A 22,617-nucleotide genomic window follows, 5' to 3' on the forward strand; every position below is an offset into this window, starting at 1 on the left:
TTATATTGGAATAGCATGCGCGCTTTAGTCAAAAAAGAGGCGGCCAAAGGGCTCTGGCTCGAGGACGTGCCCCAACCGGAACCGGGCATCAACGATGTCCTTATCAAGGTTCGTCGAACGGCGATCTGCGGCACGGACATGCACATCTACAACTGGGATGACTGGGCTCAGCGCACCATCCCCGTGCCCATGGTGGTTGGCCACGAATTTGTGGGCGAGATTGTGGATGTCGGTAGCAACGTCAATGATTTCAAACCCGGGCAGATTGTCTCCGGCGAAGGTCACGTGGTCTGCGGGCGCTGCCGTAACTGCATGGCGGGCCGACGTCATTTGTGCAATGACAACAGCGGCATTGGTGTCGACCGACCCGGCGCCTTTGCCGAGTATCTGACGCTCCCCATGTCCAACGTCTGGGAGCACGCTCCGGGTATTGATCTGGATGTGGCGGCGCTATTTGATCCCCTCGGCAACGCCGTACACACGGCGCTGCAGTTTGATCTCCTCGGTGAGGACGTGCTCATCACCGGTGCCGGCCCCATCGGCTCCATGGCCGCTGCCGTCTGTCGTCACGCCGGTGCCCGACACATCGTGATTACCGATGTCATCGACGAACGCCTGGCGCTCGCCGCTAAACTGGGGGCGACGCGCACCGTCAACGTCGCCAACGAGTCCCTCGTCGATGTGCAGGAGGAGCTCGGTATGCGCGAGGGCTTTGACGTGGGGCTGGAGATGTCCGGGAACCCTCAGGCGCTTAACGATCAAATCAGCCATCTCTGCCACGGCGGAAAAATTGCGATGCTCGGCATCCCCTCAGAGAATACGGCCATCGACTGGAGCCGGGTGATCTTCAATATGTTAACCCTGAAAGGGATCTACGGTCGTGAGATGTATGAAACCTGGTACAAGATGTCCGTCATGATTCAAACGGGTCTGGACATCAGTCCCGTGATCACCCACCGCATGCCCTACAGCGACTACGAAACGGGTTTTGCCGCCATGAACGACGGCAGCGCGAGCAAGGTTGTTCTGAACTGGGACGACTGAAGGCGGCGTCCACCCACGACATGCAAGGATCCTAGCTATGTACAGCAACTTCAAGGAGCACCTCGAACAGGAACTCCAGGGCATCCGCGATGCGGGCCTCTACAAGGATGAAATAGAGTTCACCAGCGCCCAGGGCGCCCATGTCACCACCGGCGATAATCAGGATGTCCTGAACCTCTGCGCCAACAATTATCTCGGGCTTGCGGAACATCCCGACGTGAAAGCGGCGGCCGCCAAAGGTTTGGACGAGTGGGGCTACGGTATGGCCTCCGTACGCTTTATCTGTGGCACCCAAAGCGTGCATAAAGATCTGGAAAAAGCCCTTGCGGCATTTTTGCAGACAGAAGACTGCATTCTTTATCCCTCGGGTTTCGACGCCAACGGTGGTTTGTTTGAAACCTTGCTGGGCCCCGAGGACGCGGTGATATCCGACGCCCTGAACCATGCGAGCATCATCGACGGTGTGCGGCTCTGCAAGGCCAAGCGCTACCGCTATGCCAACAACGATATGGGCGACCTCGAGGCGCAGCTACAGGCCGCCGACGCCGCAGGTGCCCGCTTCAAGCTCATCACCACCGATGGCGTATTTTCCATGGACGGTAGCATCGCAAAGCTGGATCGTATCTGTGATCTGGCCGACAAGTACGATGCCCTGGTGCACTTTGATGACTGTCATGCGACGGGCTTTCTGGGGGAGCAGGGACGCGGTACCCATGAATACCACCAGTGCATGGATCGCGTGGACATCATCACCGGCACCCTGGGCAAGGCCCTGGGCGGTGCCAGCGGCGGCTTTACCGCTGCGCGGGGAGAAATGGTCCAACTCCTGCGCCAGCGTTCACGGCCCTACCTCTTCTCCAATACCGTGGCGCCCCCCGTCGTGGCCGGCGCTCTGAAGGCGCTCGAGCTGGTGGAAACACAACCCGGGCTGCGCACGGCGCTGAAGGAAAACTCGACCTACTTCCGAAAAGCGCTGGAAGCCGAAGGTTTTGAGCTTCTCCCCGGTGATCACCCCATTGTGCCCGTGATGCTCCACGACGCCAGCCTCGCCGCGACAATGGCCGAGCATATTCGAGCCCAGGGCGTTCACGTAGTGGCGTTTTCTTTTCCCGTGGTACCGAAAGGTCAGGCCCGCATACGCACGCAGCTCTCCGCAGCCCTCACCCGCGCAGATCTTGACCGTGCCATCGCGGCCTTTGTGTCCGCGCGGAACAAGCTGGCCTGAGGGAGGGACTTGAGTCCCCTAGCGCCGATTAAAACAGCGCAGGATACTCCCGCCAGTAATAGCACAGCTCCGGGGAGCTCCAGTGACGGTAAACGTATTCCCAGTCCAGACCGGGAATACGCCAACCGTGGTGCGGCTCGAGATTGGTAGAGAACACCGGCGCGCCGTAATCACAGAATCGCGTGTCCACGCTGAGGCGCACCCGCCGCTTGTCGATATTGGGTTGCGCCCGATGCACGGTCTGGGAGTGAAAGATGATCACGTCCCCTGCGCCTACATCCGAGACATGCCAGAGAGTCTCATCGGGATAAATTTCGCACTGCACGCCGCCCACGCCCTTGGCCTCAAACACGGGCCGCACTCCTCCGGCATGGGAGCCCGGCAGTATCGTCAGACGCCCCATGGACTCGTCGGCATCGTGAAGCGCGATCCAGATGCCCGCCATGGTCGGCCCCGCATGATGGGAAAAGGCATCCTGATGGGGCGGTGTCTCAAAGCCGATTTTTCGTGGTGCGGCAATACGCGCCATTTTCATGGGATAAACAAAGGTCTCTTCCCCCGCCACGAGCCTCATCAAGCGCTGGGCCTCTGCCCCGTGAAAAAGCTGGTGTAGGGACTCCAGGGCCTGAATGTCGGGATAGACCGCGTCCCAGAAGGGGTCACTTTCAAAAAAGGGCTCTCCCGCCAGCACGGGCGTAGCGAGATTTTCATCCCAGTGGATATGCGGCGCGAGGACAGCGAGCATATCCCGTAGCAGGGGCTCCACCCGATCACTCAGGGCCCGGGGGAAGTACAAATAGCCCTCTTTGTGGAACCGCGCCTGCAAATCTTCCCGGGACTCATCAGCCCGTGACCGCGTAAACGGCGCGTAGACGTCCGCGCCAAAATCCGCGGGGGTTCCCGCAGGGATCATCCCTTGTCTCCCGCTGCCCAAAGCATCCGGCCCTCCATCACTCTATTGATCGCGCTGATACACCAGCTGCCCTTCTTTGTAGGTGCTTTGCACCGTGAGATCCTCAAGATCACCGGGATCAACGCTCAGGGGATTGTCCGAGAGGACTACCAGATCAGCGAGCTTGCCGACCTCAAGACTGCCCTTGCGATCTTCCTCAAAGTGCTGCCAGGCGGGCCAGATGGTCAGGGCCCGCAATCCGGTCATCACATCCACCCGGTGCTGGGGCCCCAGAACCTCGCCGCTGCGGGTCGTGCGAGTCACCGTCGCGGCAAGGACACGCATGGAATCGGGGTTCGCCACGGGCGCGTCGTGGTGCGAGCCAAACATCATGCCCCGCTCCCGCACCCAACCCGTGGGCGAGATATTCTGTGCCCGCTCGGGACCCAGCACCGAGTCTCGATGCCAGTCTCCCCAGTAAAAAGTATGCATGGGAAACAGCGACGGAAAGATGTGCAACTCGTCAAGGGCCGCCACCTGCTCCTTCCGCAGCACCTGACCGTGAATCAATACGGGGCGGTTTTCCACTGAGGGATACTTTTTTCGTGCCGCGCGCACGGCGCCGATGAGGGCATCGGTTGCCGCATCCCCGTTGGAGTGCACGAGGATCTGCCAGCCGTTTTCGAAGGCGCGCATGACGTTCGTGTTGACGGTCTCGACGTCGATAGCGGGATAGCCAAGGTAGTCCTCATCCTGGCCCTGGGGCGGCACGTGATAGGGATGGCTGAGCCAGGCCGTCTTCCCCTGGGGTGAGCCATCGATGGTGAGCTTCACGCCGCCTATGCGGAAGCGGTGGTTATAATCCCGGGAGACGGGGACATCCTCAAACATCAACATGTCCGGATAAGCTACGACGTCGATGGCCAGGGCGTTGCGGTCTGCAACGCGTTTCAGCGTTGCCACGCCCTCGGGATTCGCCCGACCCTCCTGGGCAGTGGTGTAACCATAGCGGGCCATAGTCTCGGCGCCGGCCAGCGCCATTCGGTCCTGGAGCTCGTCCGTGCTCTTGGCCAGTGCCGAAAAAATCAAATGGAAAAAGGCGTATTCCTCGGCGACACCGTTGGGTTGCTTCCCATCACTCTCTCGCCGGAACGCGCCGCCGTCGGGGTCCGGCGTATCGGGCCCTATCCCGGCCATTTTCAAACCCAGGCTGTTCGCCACCCCCAGATGTCCCGATTGATGGATAAGAAGGATCGGCACTTCCGTGGAAACCGCGTCCATTTCCTGGCGCGTGGGATGACGTTGCTCTGCCAGCTGCGAGTCGTCGTAACCAAAACCGATCACCCAGCCCAGCTCTCGCAGCAAAGCGGGTTCCGATTTAAGGTACTCACGGAGAATATTCTGGATGTCAGCGACACTTGCGCCACCGCCGTCCGGGGGCGGCAGAATATCGGCGCTCAGGGCCTGCAGCCCGATAAAGTTTGCGTGACTGTGGGAGTCCACAAAACCGGGCAGTAAAGGAGCACCGTCAAGATCAACGCGGTAGGTATCCTCATCGGCAAGCGCCAGCACCTTCGCCCTGTCACCCACCGCAATGATACGCCCATCTTCCACGGCGAGCGCCTCGACCACCCGGCCATCGCTGTCCATGGTGATAACCGGTCCTCCGAAAAAAACCGTGTCCGCTGCGCCGAAACCCAGCGCCGGACACGCCGCGAGTAACACCGTACCCACGGAGCCCAAAACCCGTTTACGCACACTCATTGTGGCTCTCCTCTCCCGTCGTGTTATTCAAGCGTGGGCTCACCCACTTCCTCGTGATCAATGACCCAGGGCTCCTGCTCCCCCAGGCCTATCCAGTGCTGCAGGTCCTCGTCCTTGAGCCAGTGATCACAATAGGATCGCGTGGTGTCCGAGAGATCCAGTGCGTAAGCGCGAAATCGCAACACCACCGGCGCAAACATGGCGTCGGCAATACTGAAGTCTCCCAGAAGCCAGCCGCTGCTGTCGCTCTGCTGCCTTGCCTGAGCCCAGAGCGCCTCGATGCGCTGAATGTCTTTACTTACCGGTGGAGAAACCTCCACGGATCGCTGCCTTGCCCGACAGTTCATGGGCAGGGCTTCGCGCAATGCGGAAAATCCACTGTGCATCTCGGCGGCCATGGCACGCCCGAGCGCGCGGAGCTGGGGATCTTCCGGCCACAAGGGAACATCCCCAAAGCGTTCGCTCACCGTCTCTGCAATGGCCAGGGAGTCCCAAATGCATTCACTCCCCATCCTCAGCACCGGGACCCTGCGGGTGGGTGAATAATCCCCAATGCGTGCCTCAAACTCCGGTGTATCCATAGGCAACACCACCACCTCGGGATCAACAGCGGCCTTGCGCAGGACTAACCATGCACGCAGTGACCAGGAGGAGTAGTTTCGATTGCCGCAGATCAATAGCGGTGGTTCTTGAGGGGCTGCCGCCATAGCTCACCTTTGTAAAATTTTTTCGACAGCTTAGCGCAAGTTCTGCGTAGAGGTCGCTGATAAAAACAAAAACGCAGCTAGGAAACCCATGCCCCAACCCACTATCATATTGCTGTCTCTCGTTTCCCCCGCCGACAACAGGATGTCCGACAGCCTCCTATGGTGTTTCGTTTTTTTACAGCCGTACTTTTTGCCCTTGGGCTTTCCGCCTGCGTCAGTACGCCCGAGGACAGCCGTCCTCCCGGTGTGGAACGCTGCGAATCCTTTTTCATCTACGTTCTGTGCATCTCCGATCTCGACGCTGATGGACGGGTGGACTATATGTACTTTGATGATACGCGGGAGATCTTTATGTATGCCGACAGCCTCCTGAACGAGCTGGAAACGGTGCTTCCCCTCCACGCCTGCGCGATTCCCATGAGCGAGAGCACACGGGATCTCAGCTCCCAGCTGCTTTACAGCGACGATATCGGACTATCGGCGCGACTCGCGGTTAAAGCAAAGCTGGCGGTGAGCTATCGGGCCGCACAACCAGCGGTCGACGCCTGCAATGCCGCTCTGAATCCCTCGACCCAGACGCCCGCAGCGGAGGAGCGGCCCTTTGATGACGATGATGACTGGCTGGAGGAGCCGGAGTAATGACCCGCCACGGCCCGCTTTTTAGAAACGCGTGCCTGGCCGCAGTATTTGTACTGCTCGCGGCCTGCGGCGGTGGATCCGGCGGCGGCAGCTCCCCCTCCTCGCCGGTGGCGGCACCGGTTTCACCTCCTGCAACGCCTACACCGCCCTCGGAAGAACCGCCGGTCAGTGAGGAGCCTTCGGAGGATTTTCCGGCGCAGCTCCAGGGCATCAACAACGCCTCGCGCCTCGCGTCCCGGGCGACCTTCGGGTCGGATTTCGCCACTATTGAATCCATAGACGCCAAGGGCGCCGAGGCCTGGATAGACGAACAGTTTGCTCTCCCCATCACCTCTCACGACGCCGTTGTGGACACGCTCCTGGCCCGGGAAGCCGCGGGAGAGTTTGACGAACTGGCAGCACGGGAAGATAACGATAATCTCTCGGCGGTATTCGGCAGGCTAGCCTGGTGGCACAACACCATCACCGGCGAAGACCAGTTGAGACAGCGGGTGGCCTACGCCCTGAGCCAGATCTTTGTGATTTCCGATGAGGTTAACGCACTGCTGCTGAGTCCCTACGGCACAAGCAATTACTACGACATGCTCCTCGCAAATGCCTTTGGCAACGTGCGGGCGCTCCTGGAGGACGTCACCCTCCATCCCGCCATGGGCATTTACCTCAGCCATCTCAACAATGCCCGCAGCGATCCTGAGAGCGGCACCTTTCCCGATGAGAATTACGCCCGGGAGGCCATGCAGCTGTTCTCCATCGGCCTTTTTGAGCTCAACCCCGATGGCAGCGAGGTCGTCGATGAGCAGGGGCAACCCGTTCCTACCTATGACAACGACGATATCCGGGAATTCGCCAAAATCTACACGGGACTGTCCTGGGGTGGGAACAACAACCGCTTCGGTAGCGATCGCTACAATTTTTCCGAGCCCATGCGAATGTTTGATGCCTTCCATGAACCCGGCGAAAAACGCTTGCTCAACGGCGTGACCGTGCCGGCAGGTCAGGAGGGCATCGTTGATATCCAGGCGGCCATGGACAATCTCTTCATGCACCCCAACATCTCGCCTTTTCTGGGAAAACAGCTGATACAGCGTCTCGTGACCAGCAATCCCTCGCCGGCTTATGTAGCCCGGGTAAGTGCCGCTTTTGAGGACAACGGCGTCGGCGAGCGGGGCGACATGCGCGCCATTCTCAAGGCGATCCTTCTCGACCCCGAAGCCCTCGCCGAGCCGGATCCCCAAAGCGGTTTTGGAAAGCTCCGGGAGCCCTTATTACGTTACACCGCGATGCTGCGCCAACTGGGCGTTGCTTCGCCCGACGGCTTTTACGCCAACTTCGGATTTTTCGTCCAGCAACTGATCCAGCAACATCCCCTCTCGGCACCCAGCGTGTTCAACTTTTATTCGCCCAACCATCAGCCCATTGGTGAACTGGCCGCGGAGGGTCTGGTGTCGCCGGAGTTCCAGATCACCAACAGCAACAGCATCATCGAGATATCAAACCTCATGCGTTACGCCGTGGTGGCCGATCTGGTTAACGACTTCAGCGAGCCGCCCTTCTCCAAAGCCAGCCTTACGCTCGATGGTTTTCTGCCTCTGGCAGATGACGTGGAGGCACTCCTGACGCGTCTGGATACGGTCTTCACCTATGGCACCCTGAGCGATGATACGCGCAGCGCCATCCGGGACCTGGTAACCCTCCTGGACGATCCGGAGCTGCGGGTGCGCGTTGCCGCTTACCTGCTACTCATTTCGCCTGACTACGCGGTGGAGATGTGATGATGAGAAAACCTCATGACCGTGTACTGAGTCGTCGGCGTTTTTTGCAGCACAGCTGCTCCCTCGGCGTCGCCAGCGCCACCCTGGGTTCCAGCCTTCTTCAACTGGGACTTGCCCGGCAGGCCAGCGCCCAGAGCGAGGATGGATACAAAGCCCTGGTATGCATTCTTCTCGCAGGCGGCAACGATTCCTACAACATGCTCGTGCCTACGGATGCGGACCTTTACGGGCGCTACGCTGACATCCGCAGCGATCTTGCCCTGCCTCGGGAATCGCTGTTGATGCTCCCCGGCACCGATGGCGCCGGGCGAAGCTTCGGCCTTCACCCCGGCATGCCCGGTCTTCGGTCGCTGTTTGAGAGCGGACAGGCCGCCACCCTGGCCAACGTAGGCACGCTCCGGTCGCCTATGGACAGCGCTGCCCTGGCCTCCGGGAGCGCGGCACTGCCCCTGGGGCTTTTCTCCCACTCCGACCAGATACAGCAATGGCAGACCGCCGTATCGGACGAGCGCATAGCCCAGGGCTGGGGCGGACGCATTGCCGATATCCTTGAGGGAGGCAACCCTGCCAACGGTATCTCCATGAACGTGTCCCTGGCGGGGAACAACACGTTTCAGAGCGGCAGTGTCTCAACCCCCTACGCTATTTCTTCCAGCGGCGATGGCGCGCCGGCGCTGGCCGGCTACGATGGAAATGACGAGGAGGGGGAATTTACGCGAACCGCCATCGACAGTCTCCTGGCCTCAAGCCAAGAGAAAATCTTCCGTCGGGAGTACAGTAAAAGGCTGAGCTCGGCGATAGAGTCTCAAGTTGTTTTCGTTGAAGCTCTGGTCGCTGCGGGCGAGCCTCCCACGGCGTTTTCCGACGGTCCGTTTTCCGCGGCATTACGTCAAGTCGCACGGGTAATTGCTGCCCGGGGATCCCTCGGCGCCAACCGCCAGACATTCTTTGTCACCGTGGGTGGCTGGGATCATCATGATGATGTTATCGATAACCAGGCGGCCATGTTACCCGCCATCGATGCGGGGCTTCTGGAATTTCAGACGGCCATGAACGCTATGGGCATGGCCGAAAGCGTCACGACTTTTACCACCTCGGACTTCGGACGCACGCTCACATCCAACGGCAAGGGCTCCGATCACGGCTGGGGAGGACATCACCTCATCATGGGCGGTGCGGTCAACGGGGGACAGTTTTATGGTGACTACCCGGACATCTATCCCGGCAACCCCCTGGATGTGGGCCGCGGCATTTATGCCCCCACGACCTCGGTGGATGAGTATTTTGCCGAGCTCGCGCTGTGGTTTGGCGTGAGCACCACAGATCTCACCACGGTTTTGCCCAACGTGGAACGCTTTGTGAACCTCGGGGCCGGCACCGCGCCCCTGGGCTTTCTTCAAGGATAAAACAGCCCCGGACAACCGGGACTGGGCAAGGGCCTCGGGTTTTTCTATGCTGGCAGCCTGTTTTCCTATCGGGCTTTCCTAATGTTGATCAACCTCGTTCTGGGCGTGGCTACCATGACCGTTTGTCTGGCGCTGCAAATCGCCCTCCTCACGCGAGCCCTGCTCTACTACGCCCGTCACCAATCCGCCCTGGACCACGCCTCCTTTCTCGGCACCATGTCGGTCCTCTCCGGGGTGATGTTTTTGCTGATGTTTGGCAATCTTGGACAGGTGGCGATCTGGGCGCTGCTGTTTCAGTTTCTGGGCGAGTTCAGCGAATACAGCACGGCGTTCTATCATTCGGCGGTCAATTTTTCGACCCTGGGTTATGGCGATATTGTCATGAGCGAGAAGCGGAAACTTCTGGGTCCCATACAGGCGATTAACGGGGTATTGATGGTGGGCATGTCCACGGCGGCCGTAATGACGACCCTCCGCGATGCGGTGAAGCACAAAACCGATAGTTGGGCTGCGGAGCACGCACCGCAAATCCGGAACCTCGTTGACCCGGACAAATAAGCGGCGGCTCTGGCTGCTCGCGACGAAGAAAAAAACAATAATGACAAGGAGCACGAGAAATGCTGACGGAGTCTTATGTTAAGGGGCCGGTGGAGCCCGCGGTCCGAGATCTCACCATAGGCGATGCCCTGCGGGAAGCCGCCGCCGAATGTCCCGAGGCGCTGGCCATGATTGCCGGCACGCCGAAACCGGATCAACGCCGGCAGTGGACCTACGCCGAGCTCCTCGAAGAGGCAGAACTCACAGCCCGCGCTCTTCTTACAAATTTTGAGACCGGCGACCGCGTTGCCGTGTGGGCACCCAATATTCCCGAGTGGATCATCATGGAATATGGCTGTGCCCTCGCCGGCATTGTCCTGGTCACCGTGAACCCCTCCTATCAAAGTGATGAGTTGGCGTATGTGCTCCGTCAATCCCGGGCATCGGGGCTGTTTCTGCTCCCGGAGTTTCGCGGCAACCCCATGCAAAAGCATCTTGAAAAGGCCCGGGGCGACTGCCCGGATCTAAAAAAAGTCGTGCTGTTCAACGAGTGGCAGGCGTTTCTGGCCACCGCAGGGGACCACGCTTTGCCCGAGGTAAAACCCGACGATGCCTGCATGATTCAGTACACCTCGGGCACCACGGGTTTCCCCAAAGGGGCGCTCCTCCACCACCGCGGCCTCGTGAACAATGGCGCCCACACCCTGAGCATTATGGGCGCAGCACAGGGTGGCACTTACATGGGCATCATGCCCTTGTTCCATACCGGCGGCTGCGTGCTTGCAGTCCTCGGCGCCCTGTCCAAACGCTCTGCTCTGGTGCTCGTGGAGGCCTTTGAACCGGGTTTGGTACTGGCGCTCATGGAAGAATACCGCGCCGCCGCCATGCTCGGTGTACCCACAATGCTCATTGCCATGGTGGAGCACCCGAGCTTTCCTGAACGTGACCTGTCGTCTGTGAAAGCACTCTGCTCCGGCGGCTCCACGGTGCCTGCAGATCTCGTCCGGCGTCTTGAGGCGGCCGTCGGTGCGCCCTTTACCATCGTATTTGGTCAGACCGAGTGCTCCCCCGTGGCGTGCATGACCCACCCCGATGACAGCATCGACGACAAGGCCCACACCCTGGGGCAGGCCATGCCCGGCGTTGAACTGAAGGTTGTGGATCCGGAGACCGGTGCCACCCAACCCGTGGGAGTACTGGGAGAGTTCTGCACCCGTGGCTATCACGTGATGCACGAATACTTTGAGAATCCTGAGGCCACCACCAAAACCATCGACGCCGAAGGCTGGCTGCACACGGGAGACCTGTGCTCCATGGACGAGCGGGGCTACTGCAAGATCGAGGGAAGACTGAAGGATATGATTATCCGCGGTGGCGAGAACATCTACCCGCGGGAAATCGAAGAACTGCTGTTTCAGCATCCCAGCGTTGGGGAAGTGGCCGTGGTGGGCTTACCCAGCGAACGACTCGGTGAGGAGGTCGGCGTTTTTCTTCGCCCCGCACCCAACAACCGCCTCTGCCGGGACACGCTGTTTGCCTACCTCCGGGAACATCTCTCACCGCAGAAGACCCCCAGGTACTGGTATGAGGTGGAGAACTACCCGATGACGGGATCGGGTAAAATCCAGAAGTTCGAGTTGCGTAAAAGCTGGGAAAACGGCGAGCACAGCGAGATGCCCGCGGGTGGCGGATAAGGCTGACTCCTCCTGCGGTCAGTCACCCGGTCGCGCAGGCCCCAGGTCCTTGCTGACTCCCTCGGCGATGTTTGCGCCGGAATCCCGCTCGGCGACCGCCTGTTTAAAACCCACGTCCACGGCGCGCTCACGGAACCACAAACCTTCGGGAGAGTGTCGCGCCACGCCGTCAAAAAAGTTGGCAAAGCGCTGCGTGTTAGCAAGTCCCATGGCCTCGTAAGCCTGGTTCACCACCATTTTGCTCATCATAAGCTGGTTGCGCGGCACGCCTTTGATACGATCGCAAAGGGCTGCCACAGCCCCATCCAGATCCTCAGCCGGCACCGAGGCCTGAATCAGGCCCATTTCTGCCGCTTCGCTACCGCTGATCAAATCTCCGGTGAACAACATACGCTTTGCGTTTTCGATGCCCAGGCGGTACACCCACATCATCGTCGTGGGGATACCCCAGACCCGTGCGGGCGGATAGCCGATACGCGCGTCATCGGCCATCACGATCATGTCGCAACAGAGCGCTATGTCGCTCCCCCCCGCCGCCGCCGCACCGTGAATCTTGCAGATGGTCGGCTTGCTGGCACGCCAGAGGGACATAAAGTCCTCGGTGTTGCGGGACATCATGGCGTAATCCAGCGTGGGGTCCCAGGGCATCTCCTGATTGCCGTGCATTTCTCCGGGGGTCTGGGCGTACTCCACGAGGTCGTAGCCGCCGCAGAAGCCCTTCCCGGCACCCTGAAGAACAATGACATGTACGTCGGGATCCGCATCCGCCCGCTCCACGGCCTCCCGCAGATCGCCAGGCAACTGCGTATTGATAGCGTTCAGGCGCTCGGGGCGATTGAGCGTGAGTGTTGCAACGCGATCATGGGTTTCATAAATCACCGTGGACATAGCCGGGCCTCTTCCTTTGCATTATGCGGATTCAGGCAGGATCATACCGCGACTCAAGGGTGCTAACGGAAGCGCCGGGCTTCCGGGCTTCCGGGCTTTTTGCGATTGGCCACGTCCATGCCCACGGTCGGAGCGCGTACAATACGCCGTCCTCATAAAAACGGAGAATGTCGCCATGCTTACAGTCCATCACCTCAACAACTCCCGTTCCCAGCGGGTCCTCTGGCTTCTGGAAGAGCTGGGCGTTGAATACGAGGTACGCAACTACGAACGGGACTTAGAGACCAATCTTGCGCCGCCGGAGCTGCTGGAGATTCACCCCCTGGGCAAGTCCCCGGTGCTGACAGATGAGGTCAACACCGTCATAGAATCGGGTGCAATCATCGACTACATCGTCCGCCACTACGGTCAGGGACGGCTGGCTCCCGAGCCGGGAACACCTGCTTACGAAAACTATTTGCAGTGGATGCATTACGCCGAGGGAAGCGCGATGCTGCCACTGATGCTCAAAATGTATACGGGCCGGCTCCCCGATGGCGGCGAGGCCTTGCAGCCGCGTATCAACAGCGAATTGGATAATCACCTGGGATTCATGGATCGCGCCCTGGCGGATCAGGACTGGTTCGTCGCCGATACCTTCAGCGCTGCGGACATACAGCTATCCTTCGTGCCGCAAGTGGGCAAGCTTCTATATGGTCTGGACAACTTCCCCAATCTTGCAGGCTTTCTCGATCGGATTCACGCCCGCCCTGCCTACAAACGCGCCCTTGAACGGGGTGGTCCCTACGCCTTTGGCAGCTAGGGGGCTTTCATGAGGAAGCTCGATGAAAAGCTCAGGGCGCGCGCCGTCGCGCCAGAGCTGCCCATCCTGCGGCTGCAGCGATGGAGCCGTCTGCATCCCATGGCCTTTGGTACCCTCGTCGGTCTGTTGGTTCTCGCCGGCATGATGTCGCCGCTTCTGGGGTTTCCAGCAAACCGCGCCCTGTTTAACGACCTGCTGGGTTCCGGGCTTTTTTTCGCCACCAGCCTGGGCATCATCGCGGGCTTCTCAAGACCGGTATTTGAAGGCGCCGCTCAGGATTTACGCGAGCTTGGCAGTGTTATCCCCTGGTCCGATGACGACGTGCAGAGGGCCAGCGACGCCCTTTCCCGGCTGACCCATCAGCAGGTCTGGCGGGCTCTTGCATTGGGATTCGTAGCGGGACTGGCGCACTCCTATGTACTGAACCTCCAGGCATCCTCATGGCAGTTTGCCCTGCCGCAGTTTATTGCGACGGTGCTCCTGTGGCTGGCCATGTTCGTGACGGTACCCCCCCTGATCATGAACGCCCTGCTGTTTTCCTCCCTGGGCCGGATCGCCAGACCTGATCTGTTGCGCCCCTCGCGACATGCAGCTTTTGGGGCTGCAGCGCTCCGTCCTGCCTTACTGCTAACCAGTCTCCTATGCGCCTATGCCCTGTTGTTTTTGGGCGGCGAAAATCCCCTGGAAGGCCCCGTACTTATCGGTGTCATGGGCGGCCTGATACCGCTTGTGGGCATCGTGGCGTTTCCCCTGCGAGGCATTCGCAAGCGGATCCGCGAGCAACGGGCATCCACCCTGGCGGCCCTCGATACTCGTCTCGACGCGATCACCGAGGGGGACATTGCGAAGGCGGACGCCGACGCGCTGTTTCAACTCGATGCGGTGCTGGATATGCGCGAACGTGTCGCGCGGGCACCGGCCTGGCCCTTTGATGTGGATGCCCTGAAACGTATTCTGCTCTTTACCGTGTTACCGCCCCTCACCTGGGCCGCGGCCGCCATCGTCGAAATCATGATCGACAGCGTTCTGTAAACTTTCGTAGCAGTGATCAATAAAAAGGAAAAACCATGACCACGAATCAAACCTGGGTACTGCGGGCGCGTCCCGTAGGCGATATCAAAGACAGCGATCTGGAACTTGTTGAAAGCCCTTTGGGGGACCTGGCTGACGGTCACGTCCGCGTCAAAACCATCTATCTCTCCCTGGACCCCACGAATCGCATCTGGATGAGTGACGCGGATGCGTATCTGCCGCCGGTAGAGATTGGCGAAGGTATGCGCGGCGGCAGCATCGGGGTAGTCGTAGAAAGCCGCCACGAGCAGGTGGAGAACGGTGCCATCGTCAACACCGGGCTTTCACAATGGGCACGCTACAACGATATTCCCGGCGACCTGGTGAACGTTCTGCCTGCGATACCGGGGCTACCCCTCACCGCCTTTATGGGCCCCCTCGGCGCGACGGGCATGACTGCCTACTTCGGTCTTACAGATATCGGCAAGCCCAGGGCGGGAGAGACCCTGGTAGTCTCCGCGGCGGCGGGCGCCGTAGGTTCCATGGTCGGTCAGATCGGCAAGATCCATGGCTGTCGCGTGGTGGGTATTGCCGGCAGCGACGAAAAATGCCAATGGCTGACGGAGAAGGCCGGCTTTGATGCCGCCATTAATTACAAAACCGGAGACGTGGGCGAAGCGCTGAACCGTCACTGTCCTGACGGTATCGATATTAACTTCGAAAACGTCGGCGGAGAGATCATGGACGCCGTCATTGCGCGCCTCAATGATTTTTCGCGCATGCCCCTCTGTGGGCTGATTTCCAGCTACAACGACACCGATGCCACGCCCGGCCCTTACAATTTTGCCAATCTGCTCATGCGTCGCACGCTGCTCAAGGGCTTTATCATCCTTGACTATCTCGACCGCTTTCCCGAAGGTATGCAAGCCATGGCGGGCTGGCTCATGGAGGGCAAAATCCGCTTCGAGACCGATGTCGTGGAGGGACTCGAGCAAGCCCCCGCTGCACTGGAACGCCTTTTTACCGGCAAAAATCTCGGCAAGCTTGTAGTTCGTGTATCGGAAGAGCCCTAGAACAGATCTCCTCGGGGGAAAAAGGCGTATCCATGGTACTACGGCGTTTTTTCGTCGGGCCTGACAGCGGAGATCCGAAGTGCCATCCCTAAAGCGCAGCGCACAGATTGTCGCAACGGCGCTCTTATCCACACAGCTTGCTGTGCAATTGACAGCGTGCAGCGAAGCAAACGATACAGCCCCCCAACGCGAGAGCCGCGGTAGAGCTGCGGTGCCCGTCGTCGTTGAAACGGTCCAGCTCAAAGCGCGCCAGACGCGGGTTGAGGCCGTAGGCACGGCGCGAGCCCACCGCTCCGTCTCGCTCTTCCCGGAGGCTGCAGGCGAGGTCGTGGCGGTCAACTTCCAGCCCGGGGATCGCGTGGCGGAGGGCGACGTGCTTGTCGCCCTGGACTCCCGGGACGAGACCCTCGCTCTCGAGCTTGCGGAACTTCGCCTGGCCGATGCTCAGCGCATGTTGGAACGTTACACCCAGGCCAATAGCAGCGTGGACCGAACGGTCCCCGAAACCACCGTAGACACCGCTCGAACCACCCTCGACAGTGCCCGCATTGAGCGTGACCGGGCCAAGATTGCCCTGCAACGGCGATTTGTGACCGCCCCCTTCGACGGATTTGTAGGAATCACCGATGTCGACGCGGGAGACCGCATAGACGTCACCACAGAAATCACAAGCATCGACGATCGCAGCACGCTTCTCGTGAGTTTTGATGTACCCGAGGCCTTTGTGGGGCGCCTGCAAACGGGTGACCCCGTGCGCATCGAAGTGTGGAGTGCAGAGCGCACAGAGGCCCGGGGCACCGTCGTTGATCTGGGTTCCAGGGTCGATCCCCTCTCCCGCTCCTTCACCGCGCGCGCGGAAGTGGTCAACGACAGTGATCTCCTTCGTCCCGGGATGAGTTTCCGCGTTGAACTGGACCTCGTAGGAAAAGCCTTTCCGGCGGTGCCGGAAGTCGCGCTGCAGTGGGGCGCCGAAGGCGCTTACATCTGGATCGTAGAGAACGATCAGGCCCGTCAGGTACCCGCCACCCTTGTGCAGCGACAGGAAGGTCGGGTGCTGGTCGATGCGGACGTCCCCGCCGGCGCCCTGGTTGTGGGTGAAGGCGTACAGTCCATGCGAAACGGGATCGCCGTGCGCACCATGGACGCCGAAGCCCTGGCGCGAGATGCCCGCGGCGTGTTGACGCCCGCCGCCAACGAGGGCTAGGGGCCATGAGCAACATCGATGGAACAGACAGCGGTAATGATCTACCGGCTTTAGGGGTACGCCGTCCGTGGCTGGTTGCGGTCATGAATATGCTCATCGCCATCGCCGGCCTGGCGGCCCTCCTGGCCATCGAGGTTCGTGAGCTCCCCGATGTCGACCGCCCCATCATCAACGTACGTGCCCAGCTCCCCGGGGGCTCCCCGGAGACCATGGATGCGGAAGTCACCCGCATCCTCGAGGGTGCCGTTGCACGGGTATCGGGAGTCAGGGACATGCGTTCATCGAGCGAAGAAAACAGCACCCGGATCCGCGCAGAGTTCGGACCCGGCTACGATTTGGATCGCGCCGCCACGGACGTGCGAGAAGCCATCAGCCAGACCGTTCGAGACCTCCCCGATGACGTCGAACAACTCGCGGTGTACAAGGCAGACGAGGATGCGGAAGAGGTAGTCCGCGTTGCCGTGCGCAGCACCCTGTACAGCGAAGAGGCGCTGACGCGCATAGTAGAACAGGACATTGTGCCGGCATTTTTGGCGCTGCCGGGCGTCGCCGATGTACCGCTCTTTGGCAGCCGTCAGCGCACCCTCCGTGTCATCGTGGATCCTCTGCGCCTCGCCAGCTATGGCCTCACGGTGAGTGACGTCGCCGCGGTTTTGCGCGACGCATCTCTGGATGTTCCCGCGGGGAGCTTCCGCGGCGGCGATCAGCAGCTCCTTGTTCGCGCCGACGCCTCCGTGGTCACCGAGGCACAGGTTGCGAACACGATCATCACGGGCACGGTGCGCATTGGGGACGTCGCTGACGTGGCCTTCGCCCCGGCCGATGCCGAGTCCATCGTGCGCCTTAACGGTCAGCGAGTCGTGGGCATCGGCGTCGTTCGTCAAGCCGGGTCCAATACCATCGAAATTGCCGCCGGCGCGGACCGCGCGATCGCCCAGCTGAATGCGCGCTTTGACGATCTCAGCCTCGAAAAAATCTCCGACAATGCGATTTTTATTCGTGGCGCCGTAAAGGAAGTATTGGTCAGCCTGCTCCTCGCAGTTCTGGTCGTTGTAGCCACCATTCGGGTGTTCTCGGGTTCCTGGCGCCTGACTCTCGTACCGGCCATTGCCATTCCCGTCTCTCTGCTGGGCACCGCCGGGGCTATCTGGATGCTCGGATTCTCCATCAACATTCTCACCCTCCTGGCACTCGTATTGGCGACGGGGCTGATTGTTGACGACGCCATCGTAGTGCTCGAAAACATCCAGCGCCGCCGACAGCAGGGTCTGGGGGCAAACGCCGCCGCTGTGCTCGGCACGCGCCAGGTCTTTTTTGCCGTCATCGCCACCACGATGGTACTTGTGGCCGTGTTTGTGCCCATCGCTTTTCTTCCGGGCACCGCAGGCCGCCTGTTTCGTGAGTTCGGTCTTGTACTGGCCGTCGCGGTGGCCATCTCATCCTTCGTGGCCCTCTCCCTCGTGCCCGCAGCGATGGCGCGCCTCGGAGATTCCACCGAGGGCGCCTTTGACCGGCAACTGCGAAAAGTCGGTGCCGTGATGCAGCGCTTTTACAAGGGCACACTGCACGCGGTACTTGCCCATCCGTGGCCGGTGCTCTTGCTTTGTCTTCTGGCCGCCGGGGGCGCCGGCGGTCTCTACACACAGCTCGATCAGGAACTTCTGCCAACGGAGGACCGTGGCGAAATCAATATTTTTGCCCGGGGACCCGACGGTGTCGGCCTGCCTTACATGAGTCGTCAGGCGGATCGCATGGAGGACGTGTTGCTGCCTCTTGTAGAGAGCGGCGAGATCACCTCGCTGTACACCGTGGTCGGTCGCTACGACCCCAATCTCGTGTTCATCAGCGCGCCCCTCGCCTCCTGGGCAGACCGCACACGCAGTCAACAGGAGATCGCCGCAGAGATAGCGCCTATTCTGCGTAATCTTCCCGGTGCAGGACCCCGGGTTTACAGCAGCAACAGCCTTAATCTGCGCGGCGCCTCCGGGGGAGGACTCAAGGTCGTGCTCACGGGCAACGAGTACGGCCGCATTTATGCCGCGGCCCGGGATTACGCAAATGCCATCCGAGATCGCCTCACCAGCGTCAGCGGTCCCCGCGTGGGCTACCAGCCGACGCAGCCCCAGCTCTCGGTACGTATTGATCGCCGACGCCTCGCCGATCTGGGCATCGCCCTTCCCGAGGTCGCAGAGACCCTGAGGGCAATGATCGACGGGCTCGACGTTATCGATCTCAACATCGAAGATCAGGCGGTACCCATTATGCTCGAGGGCGGTGCCCGGGCAGTGGACGATCCCGGCGATCTTGCCAATCTCTACGTCCGCGCGGGAAGCGGGGCCCTGGTGCCCCTCTCGAGCGTTGTTGAAATCGTGGAGGAAGGCGTCGCCAGTGAACTGGAGCGACAGTCCCAGCGAAGGGCTATTGAAGTTGATGTCGACGTAGCCCAGGGTGTCGCCATGCAAACCGCAGTCGACGAGCTGCGGGCCCTTGCCCTGGAAGTGATACCACCGGATATCGAGGTACTGACACGCGGCGAAGCTGCCACCCTGGAGGAGTCCAGCCGTGAAACGCTCATTACCTACGGCTTCGCCCTACTCATCGTGTTCCTTGTTCTGGTGGCTCAGTTCGAAAGCCTCACCAGCGCCATTGTGATCATGGCCGTGGTGCCCTTTGGTCTGGCGGCTGCCGTCCTCGCACTGTTCCTGACGGGCACGAGCCTGAATATCTACTCCCAGGTGGGGCTGGTCATGCTGATCGGTTTGATTGCCAAGAACGGTATTCTGCTGGTGGAGTTTGCCGATCAACTTAGAGATGAAGGTCTCAGTGTCCGCGATGCCGTTGCAGAAGCCGCCGCAGTGAGATTGCGTCCCATCGCCATGACCCTGGTATCTACGGTGTTGGGCGCCCTGCCCCTCATCCTCTCCAGCGGTCCGGGGGCAGAGGCGCGAGCAGCGGTGGGCTGGGTAGTCTTTGGTGGACTGGGCCTCACCGCGCTGTTTACGCTATACCTGACGCCCATCCTGTATCTTGGCGTGGCGCGCTTTGCCCGACCCCGCTCCCATGCGGCGGAAGCCCTGGATCTTGAAATGCGCAAAGCCCGGGAGTTGGGTCACGAATCCTGAGGAGAGCCTGTGTATACGTCAAAACAATCATTGGTGATTCGCAAGTACAAGGAACACCGGTCCGGGAAGCCCATGGCTTCGCATGGGCCGATGTTGACGCTCTGCTGCCTCCTGGCGATGAGCGCGCCGTTTCTCTCGGGCGACAGCAGCGCCCGGGAACCGTCCCCCGAAGAGCGATTAGCAACGCTGGGCATTACTCTCCCCCAGGCGCCAAGCCCCGTTGCAAACTACGTCAATGGCGTCCAGACCGGCAATTTTATTTTTCTTGCAGGCAAAGGTCCCAAACGTGCTGACGGGAGTGAAGTCTCCGGGAAGCTTGGCAAAGACCTGGGCATTGAAGAGGGTTATGAGGCAGCCAGACTCACGGCCATCAACCAGCTGGCAGTGCTCAAGGCCATGCTTGGCGACCTGAACCGCGTGACGCGTGTGGTAAAGGTATTGGGGATGGTGAACTCAGACCCGAGTTTTGTCGAGCAACCCGCGGTGATTAATGGCTTTTCCGATCTCATTGTGGAGGTCTTCGGCGAACGGGGACGCCACGCCAGAGCCGCTGTAGGTATGGCATCCCTGCCCCGGGGACAGGCCGTAGAGATCGAAATGATTGTCGAAGTGGACGGCCCCGAAACACCCTAGCCTCGGAATGACGCCCAAGGACTGCAGCTGCTGTTTACGTAACGAGCGTCCCCCAATCCAGCGAGTGAAGTAAGCAGCAGCTGCAGTCCAAGCCCGTTATCGAAAGTAAACGCTAGTCTCGCGTGATCCCGCAAGCGCGTTCGATTCGCTACCCTCGCTGAGCTTGGGAACGCTCGCTTCGCAAATCGCACACGCTTGCCTAACTTGGGTACAAGCAGCAATATCGATCCGGGATCGAGAAGGCGCACCCGGACTGCAGCCGCTGTTTACGCAACGAGCGTCCCCCCATCCCAGCGAGTGAAGTAAGCAGCAGCTGCAGTGCAAACCCGTTATCGAAAGTGAACGCTAGTCTCCCGTGACCCGGCAAGCGCGTCCGATTCGCTACCCTCGCTAAGCTTGGGAACGCTCGCTTCGCGAATCGCACCCGCTTGCCTAACTTGGGTACGAGACAGCAATATCGATCCGGGATCGAGAATTACGCACCCGGACTGCAGCTGTTGTTTACGTAACGAGCGTCCCCCCATCCCAGAGAGTGAAGTAAGCAGCAGCTGCAGTCCAAGCCGTTATCCAGAGTTAAGGCTAGTCTTGCCTGACGCAGTAAAAAGGGGCCCGAAGTTCCATATAGTGCCTAAAACTGTGTAATTCTGAAGATAACCTCCTTTACAGGGGGTTATTTTTTTACTAGGATACATAAAGGTATATAGTGTAATTTGTGTCTTTTATGTAGAAGATCGAAATGATAGCGACAAAAATCATAGCGGATATCGTGCAGGATAAGAGTGGAATTGCCACTCAGATTCCTGTCGTTTTGACTGACGAGGGTGTGCTCGAATCGGTCACAGACTACGTGCTCAGCTTGCACCTGAATGGCACCTCTCTATCTACTATCAACAAACATATTCAATCCATCATTCTGCTGATCGAATTCATGGACGCGAACCATTCGATGTTTAGCAACCCAGAAGAACTCTTCGCCGTATTTGTTCGAAGGCTTTACAGCGGCACCGTTGGAGATGACGGGCTTGATCCATCAGGTCTCTACTGGATACCTGCCACCACAGGCGCAGTGTCTAGGCATATTGGCCATCTGACCAGCTTCACAAACTGGATGGCCGACAAGGGCCTCGGTAAAGAATTCAATATTCTTCAAAGCGCCACCAGGCACGAAGAGCGCATCCAGTACGCGGCGTGGTTCCGCCGTAACCGCAACGATTTTCTGGGCCACATTAAAGACAAGTCGATCAGTAATACGGTCAAGCGAGCCAGAAGTATCAAGGGGCGCACTCCTTTAGCAAAGACCGATGATGATGCGATTGCGTTTCCCGCAAAACGCTTTGAAGAGTTCTATATGCAAGGGATTGGCGGTGCTAAAGACCCTCGCGTAGCCCTCCGCGACAAGTTAATCCTTTTACTGATTCAGGGTGCTGGATTCAGGATCAGCGAAGCGCTTCTGCTGTGGGTCACAGATGTATTTGAAGATCCTAACGATCCTGACTCTGCGATTGTACGGATTTACAACGAGATAGACGGCAAAGCACCTGAAGACTGGAAATCGCGTAAAGGCATCAAGACGCGCAAAGCTTACCTGCAAGAAAAGTTCGGCAGACTACCGCGCCAAGAGATGCTTGGCACCCAGCACCTCGGATGGAAATCGAAGGTTGTCGATCACAAGGATGGCTATCTCGAAGCACGCTTTTTCCCGACCGAGTACGGTCGGGTATTTATGACGCTCTGGCGGCAGTATCTCGTGTACCGCGCATCGATTGAGTGCCATCACCCCTATGCGTTTATCAGCTTCGATAGCCGCTATCTGGGCAATCCGTACACAAAAAATGCCTTTAACCAGAGTTACGCATCGGGCCTAAGACGAATCGGCCTTGAGCCAAACAAAGCGCTTGGCTATGACCCGCACGGGCACCGACACCGTTATGGCCGTGAACTGACCGATGCCCGTATCGATCCACTGATTCGCAAGAAGTGCCTCCACCACAAAAGTTTGGAGTCCCAGACGGTGTACACCATGCCGTCTAGCCAACAGGTGTCTAACGCGCTCTCTAGTGCATCGGAGCAGCTCAAGCTGGGGTCAGATCAACCTCGGCTCGGCTCATTATTTGACTGGAAAACACTGGCAGAACATGGATTTGAAGATATCGATCCCGATGGTTTCTTCACAGGCAAGAATCCGAGATTAGGGAAGCAATGAC

General features: G+C 59.6%; 18 protein-coding genes. 14 read left to right on the forward strand and 4 right to left on the reverse strand.

Going from position 1 to position 22,617, the window contains the following annotated elements:
* The first annotated feature begins 15 nt into the window (after positions 1-15).
* The gene (gene tdh / locus KT71_RS13590) at positions 16-1,044 is read left to right on the forward strand and encodes an L-threonine 3-dehydrogenase (RefSeq protein ID WP_008294799.1); all 1,029 of its coding nucleotides are present in this window, start codon (positions 16-18) and stop codon (positions 1,042-1,044) included.
* 37 nt (positions 1,045-1,081) lie between these two features.
* The gene (locus tag KT71_RS13595; RefSeq protein ID WP_008294798.1) at positions 1,082-2,269 is read left to right on the forward strand and encodes a glycine C-acetyltransferase; all 1,188 of its coding nucleotides are present in this window, start codon (positions 1,082-1,084) and stop codon (positions 2,267-2,269) included.
* A gap of 28 nt (positions 2,270-2,297) precedes the next feature.
* Here the strand turns inward: KT71_RS13595 and KT71_RS13600 are convergent, their stop codons facing one another.
* Genes KT71_RS13600 through KT71_RS13610 form a run of 3 tightly spaced genes read right to left on the reverse strand, consistent with a single transcriptional unit; the run spans position 2,298 to position 5,632 of the window.
* The gene (locus KT71_RS13600; RefSeq protein ID WP_008294797.1) at positions 2,298-3,182 is read right to left on the reverse strand and encodes a phytanoyl-CoA dioxygenase family protein; all 885 of its coding nucleotides are present in this window, start codon (positions 3,180-3,182) and stop codon (positions 2,298-2,300) included.
* Between the two features lie 42 nt (positions 3,183-3,224).
* Positions 3,225-4,925 (reverse strand): amidohydrolase, encoded by a 1,701-nt coding sequence (locus KT71_RS13605; RefSeq protein ID WP_023660064.1) that lies wholly within the window; start codon positions 4,923-4,925, stop codon positions 3,225-3,227.
* Between the two features lie 23 nt (positions 4,926-4,948).
* The gene (locus tag KT71_RS13610) at positions 4,949-5,632 is read right to left on the reverse strand and encodes a glutathione S-transferase family protein (protein WP_023660065.1); all 684 of its coding nucleotides are present in this window, start codon (positions 5,630-5,632) and stop codon (positions 4,949-4,951) included.
* 159 nt (positions 5,633-5,791) lie between these two features.
* Between KT71_RS13610 and KT71_RS13615 the strand changes: the two genes are divergently transcribed.
* The 5 genes from KT71_RS13615 to KT71_RS13635 all read left to right on the forward strand — a co-directional run bounded on the left by KT71_RS13615 (position 5,792) and on the right by KT71_RS13635 (position 11,680).
* The gene (locus tag KT71_RS13615) at positions 5,792-6,271 is read left to right on the forward strand and encodes a hypothetical protein (RefSeq protein ID WP_008294794.1); all 480 of its coding nucleotides are present in this window, start codon (positions 5,792-5,794) and stop codon (positions 6,269-6,271) included.
* Positions 6,271-8,043, forward strand: coding sequence for a DUF1800 domain-containing protein (locus KT71_RS13620; protein WP_008294793.1), 1,773 nt, complete (start codon positions 6,271-6,273; stop codon positions 8,041-8,043). The genes KT71_RS13615 and KT71_RS13620 overlap by 1 nt, the downstream gene beginning before the upstream one ends.
* Complete coding sequence (locus tag KT71_RS13625) at positions 8,043-9,449, forward strand: DUF1501 domain-containing protein (protein WP_008294792.1); 1,407 nt, start codon at positions 8,043-8,045, stop codon at positions 9,447-9,449. The genes KT71_RS13620 and KT71_RS13625 overlap by 1 nt, the downstream gene beginning before the upstream one ends.
* Before the next feature lie 81 nt (positions 9,450-9,530).
* Positions 9,531-10,007, forward strand: a complete 477-nt coding sequence (locus KT71_RS13630; protein WP_008294791.1) for a potassium channel family protein — start codon at positions 9,531-9,533, stop codon at positions 10,005-10,007.
* Positions 10,008-10,066: 59 nt separating this feature from the next.
* Complete coding sequence (locus KT71_RS13635) at positions 10,067-11,680, forward strand: AMP-binding protein (RefSeq protein ID WP_008294789.1); 1,614 nt, start codon at positions 10,067-10,069, stop codon at positions 11,678-11,680.
* Between the two features lie 18 nt (positions 11,681-11,698).
* Here KT71_RS13635 and KT71_RS13640 read toward each other — a convergent pair whose 3' ends face one another.
* On the reverse strand, positions 11,699-12,568 hold the full coding sequence (locus KT71_RS13640) for a crotonase/enoyl-CoA hydratase family protein (RefSeq protein ID WP_008294788.1): 870 nt from the start codon (positions 12,566-12,568) through the stop codon (positions 11,699-11,701).
* Positions 12,569-12,743: 175 nt separating this feature from the next.
* On the opposite strand from KT71_RS13640, the gene KT71_RS13645 reads away from it, so the two are divergent.
* The 7 genes from KT71_RS13645 (at position 12,744) to gmtY (ending at position 22,616) form a co-directional block, all read left to right on the forward strand.
* The gene (locus KT71_RS13645) at positions 12,744-13,370 is read left to right on the forward strand and encodes a glutathione S-transferase family protein (protein WP_008294787.1); all 627 of its coding nucleotides are present in this window, start codon (positions 12,744-12,746) and stop codon (positions 13,368-13,370) included.
* A 9-nt stretch (positions 13,371-13,379) separates the two neighbouring features.
* Positions 13,380-14,402, forward strand: a complete 1,023-nt coding sequence (locus KT71_RS13650) for a hypothetical protein (protein WP_008294786.1) — start codon at positions 13,380-13,382, stop codon at positions 14,400-14,402.
* A 35-nt stretch (positions 14,403-14,437) separates the two neighbouring features.
* Entirely contained in the window at positions 14,438-15,454 is a 1,017-nt protein-coding gene (locus KT71_RS13655) for an NADP-dependent oxidoreductase (RefSeq protein WP_008294785.1), read from the forward strand.
* Between the two features lie 79 nt (positions 15,455-15,533).
* On the forward strand, positions 15,534-16,658 hold the full coding sequence (locus KT71_RS13660; protein ID WP_008294783.1) for an efflux RND transporter periplasmic adaptor subunit: 1,125 nt from the start codon (positions 15,534-15,536) through the stop codon (positions 16,656-16,658).
* A 5-nt stretch (positions 16,659-16,663) separates the two neighbouring features.
* Positions 16,664-19,780: an efflux RND transporter permease subunit gene (locus tag KT71_RS13665; protein ID WP_008294782.1), complete on the forward strand. Its 3,117-nt coding sequence runs from the start codon at positions 16,664-16,666 to the stop codon at positions 19,778-19,780.
* 9 nt (positions 19,781-19,789) lie between these two features.
* Positions 19,790-20,413 (forward strand): RidA family protein, encoded by a 624-nt coding sequence (locus tag KT71_RS13670; RefSeq protein WP_023660066.1) that lies wholly within the window; start codon positions 19,790-19,792, stop codon positions 20,411-20,413.
* 736 nt (positions 20,414-21,149) lie between these two features.
* Positions 21,150-22,616 (forward strand): gamma-mobile-trio recombinase GmtY, encoded by a 1,467-nt coding sequence (gmtY, locus tag KT71_RS13675; protein WP_008294779.1) that lies wholly within the window; start codon positions 21,150-21,152, stop codon positions 22,614-22,616.
* The last annotated feature ends 1 nt before the right edge of the window (position 22,617 follow it).

The organism is Congregibacter litoralis KT71 (assembly GCF_000153125.2).
Lineage (GTDB): Bacteria > Pseudomonadota > Gammaproteobacteria > Pseudomonadales > Halieaceae > Congregibacter > Congregibacter litoralis.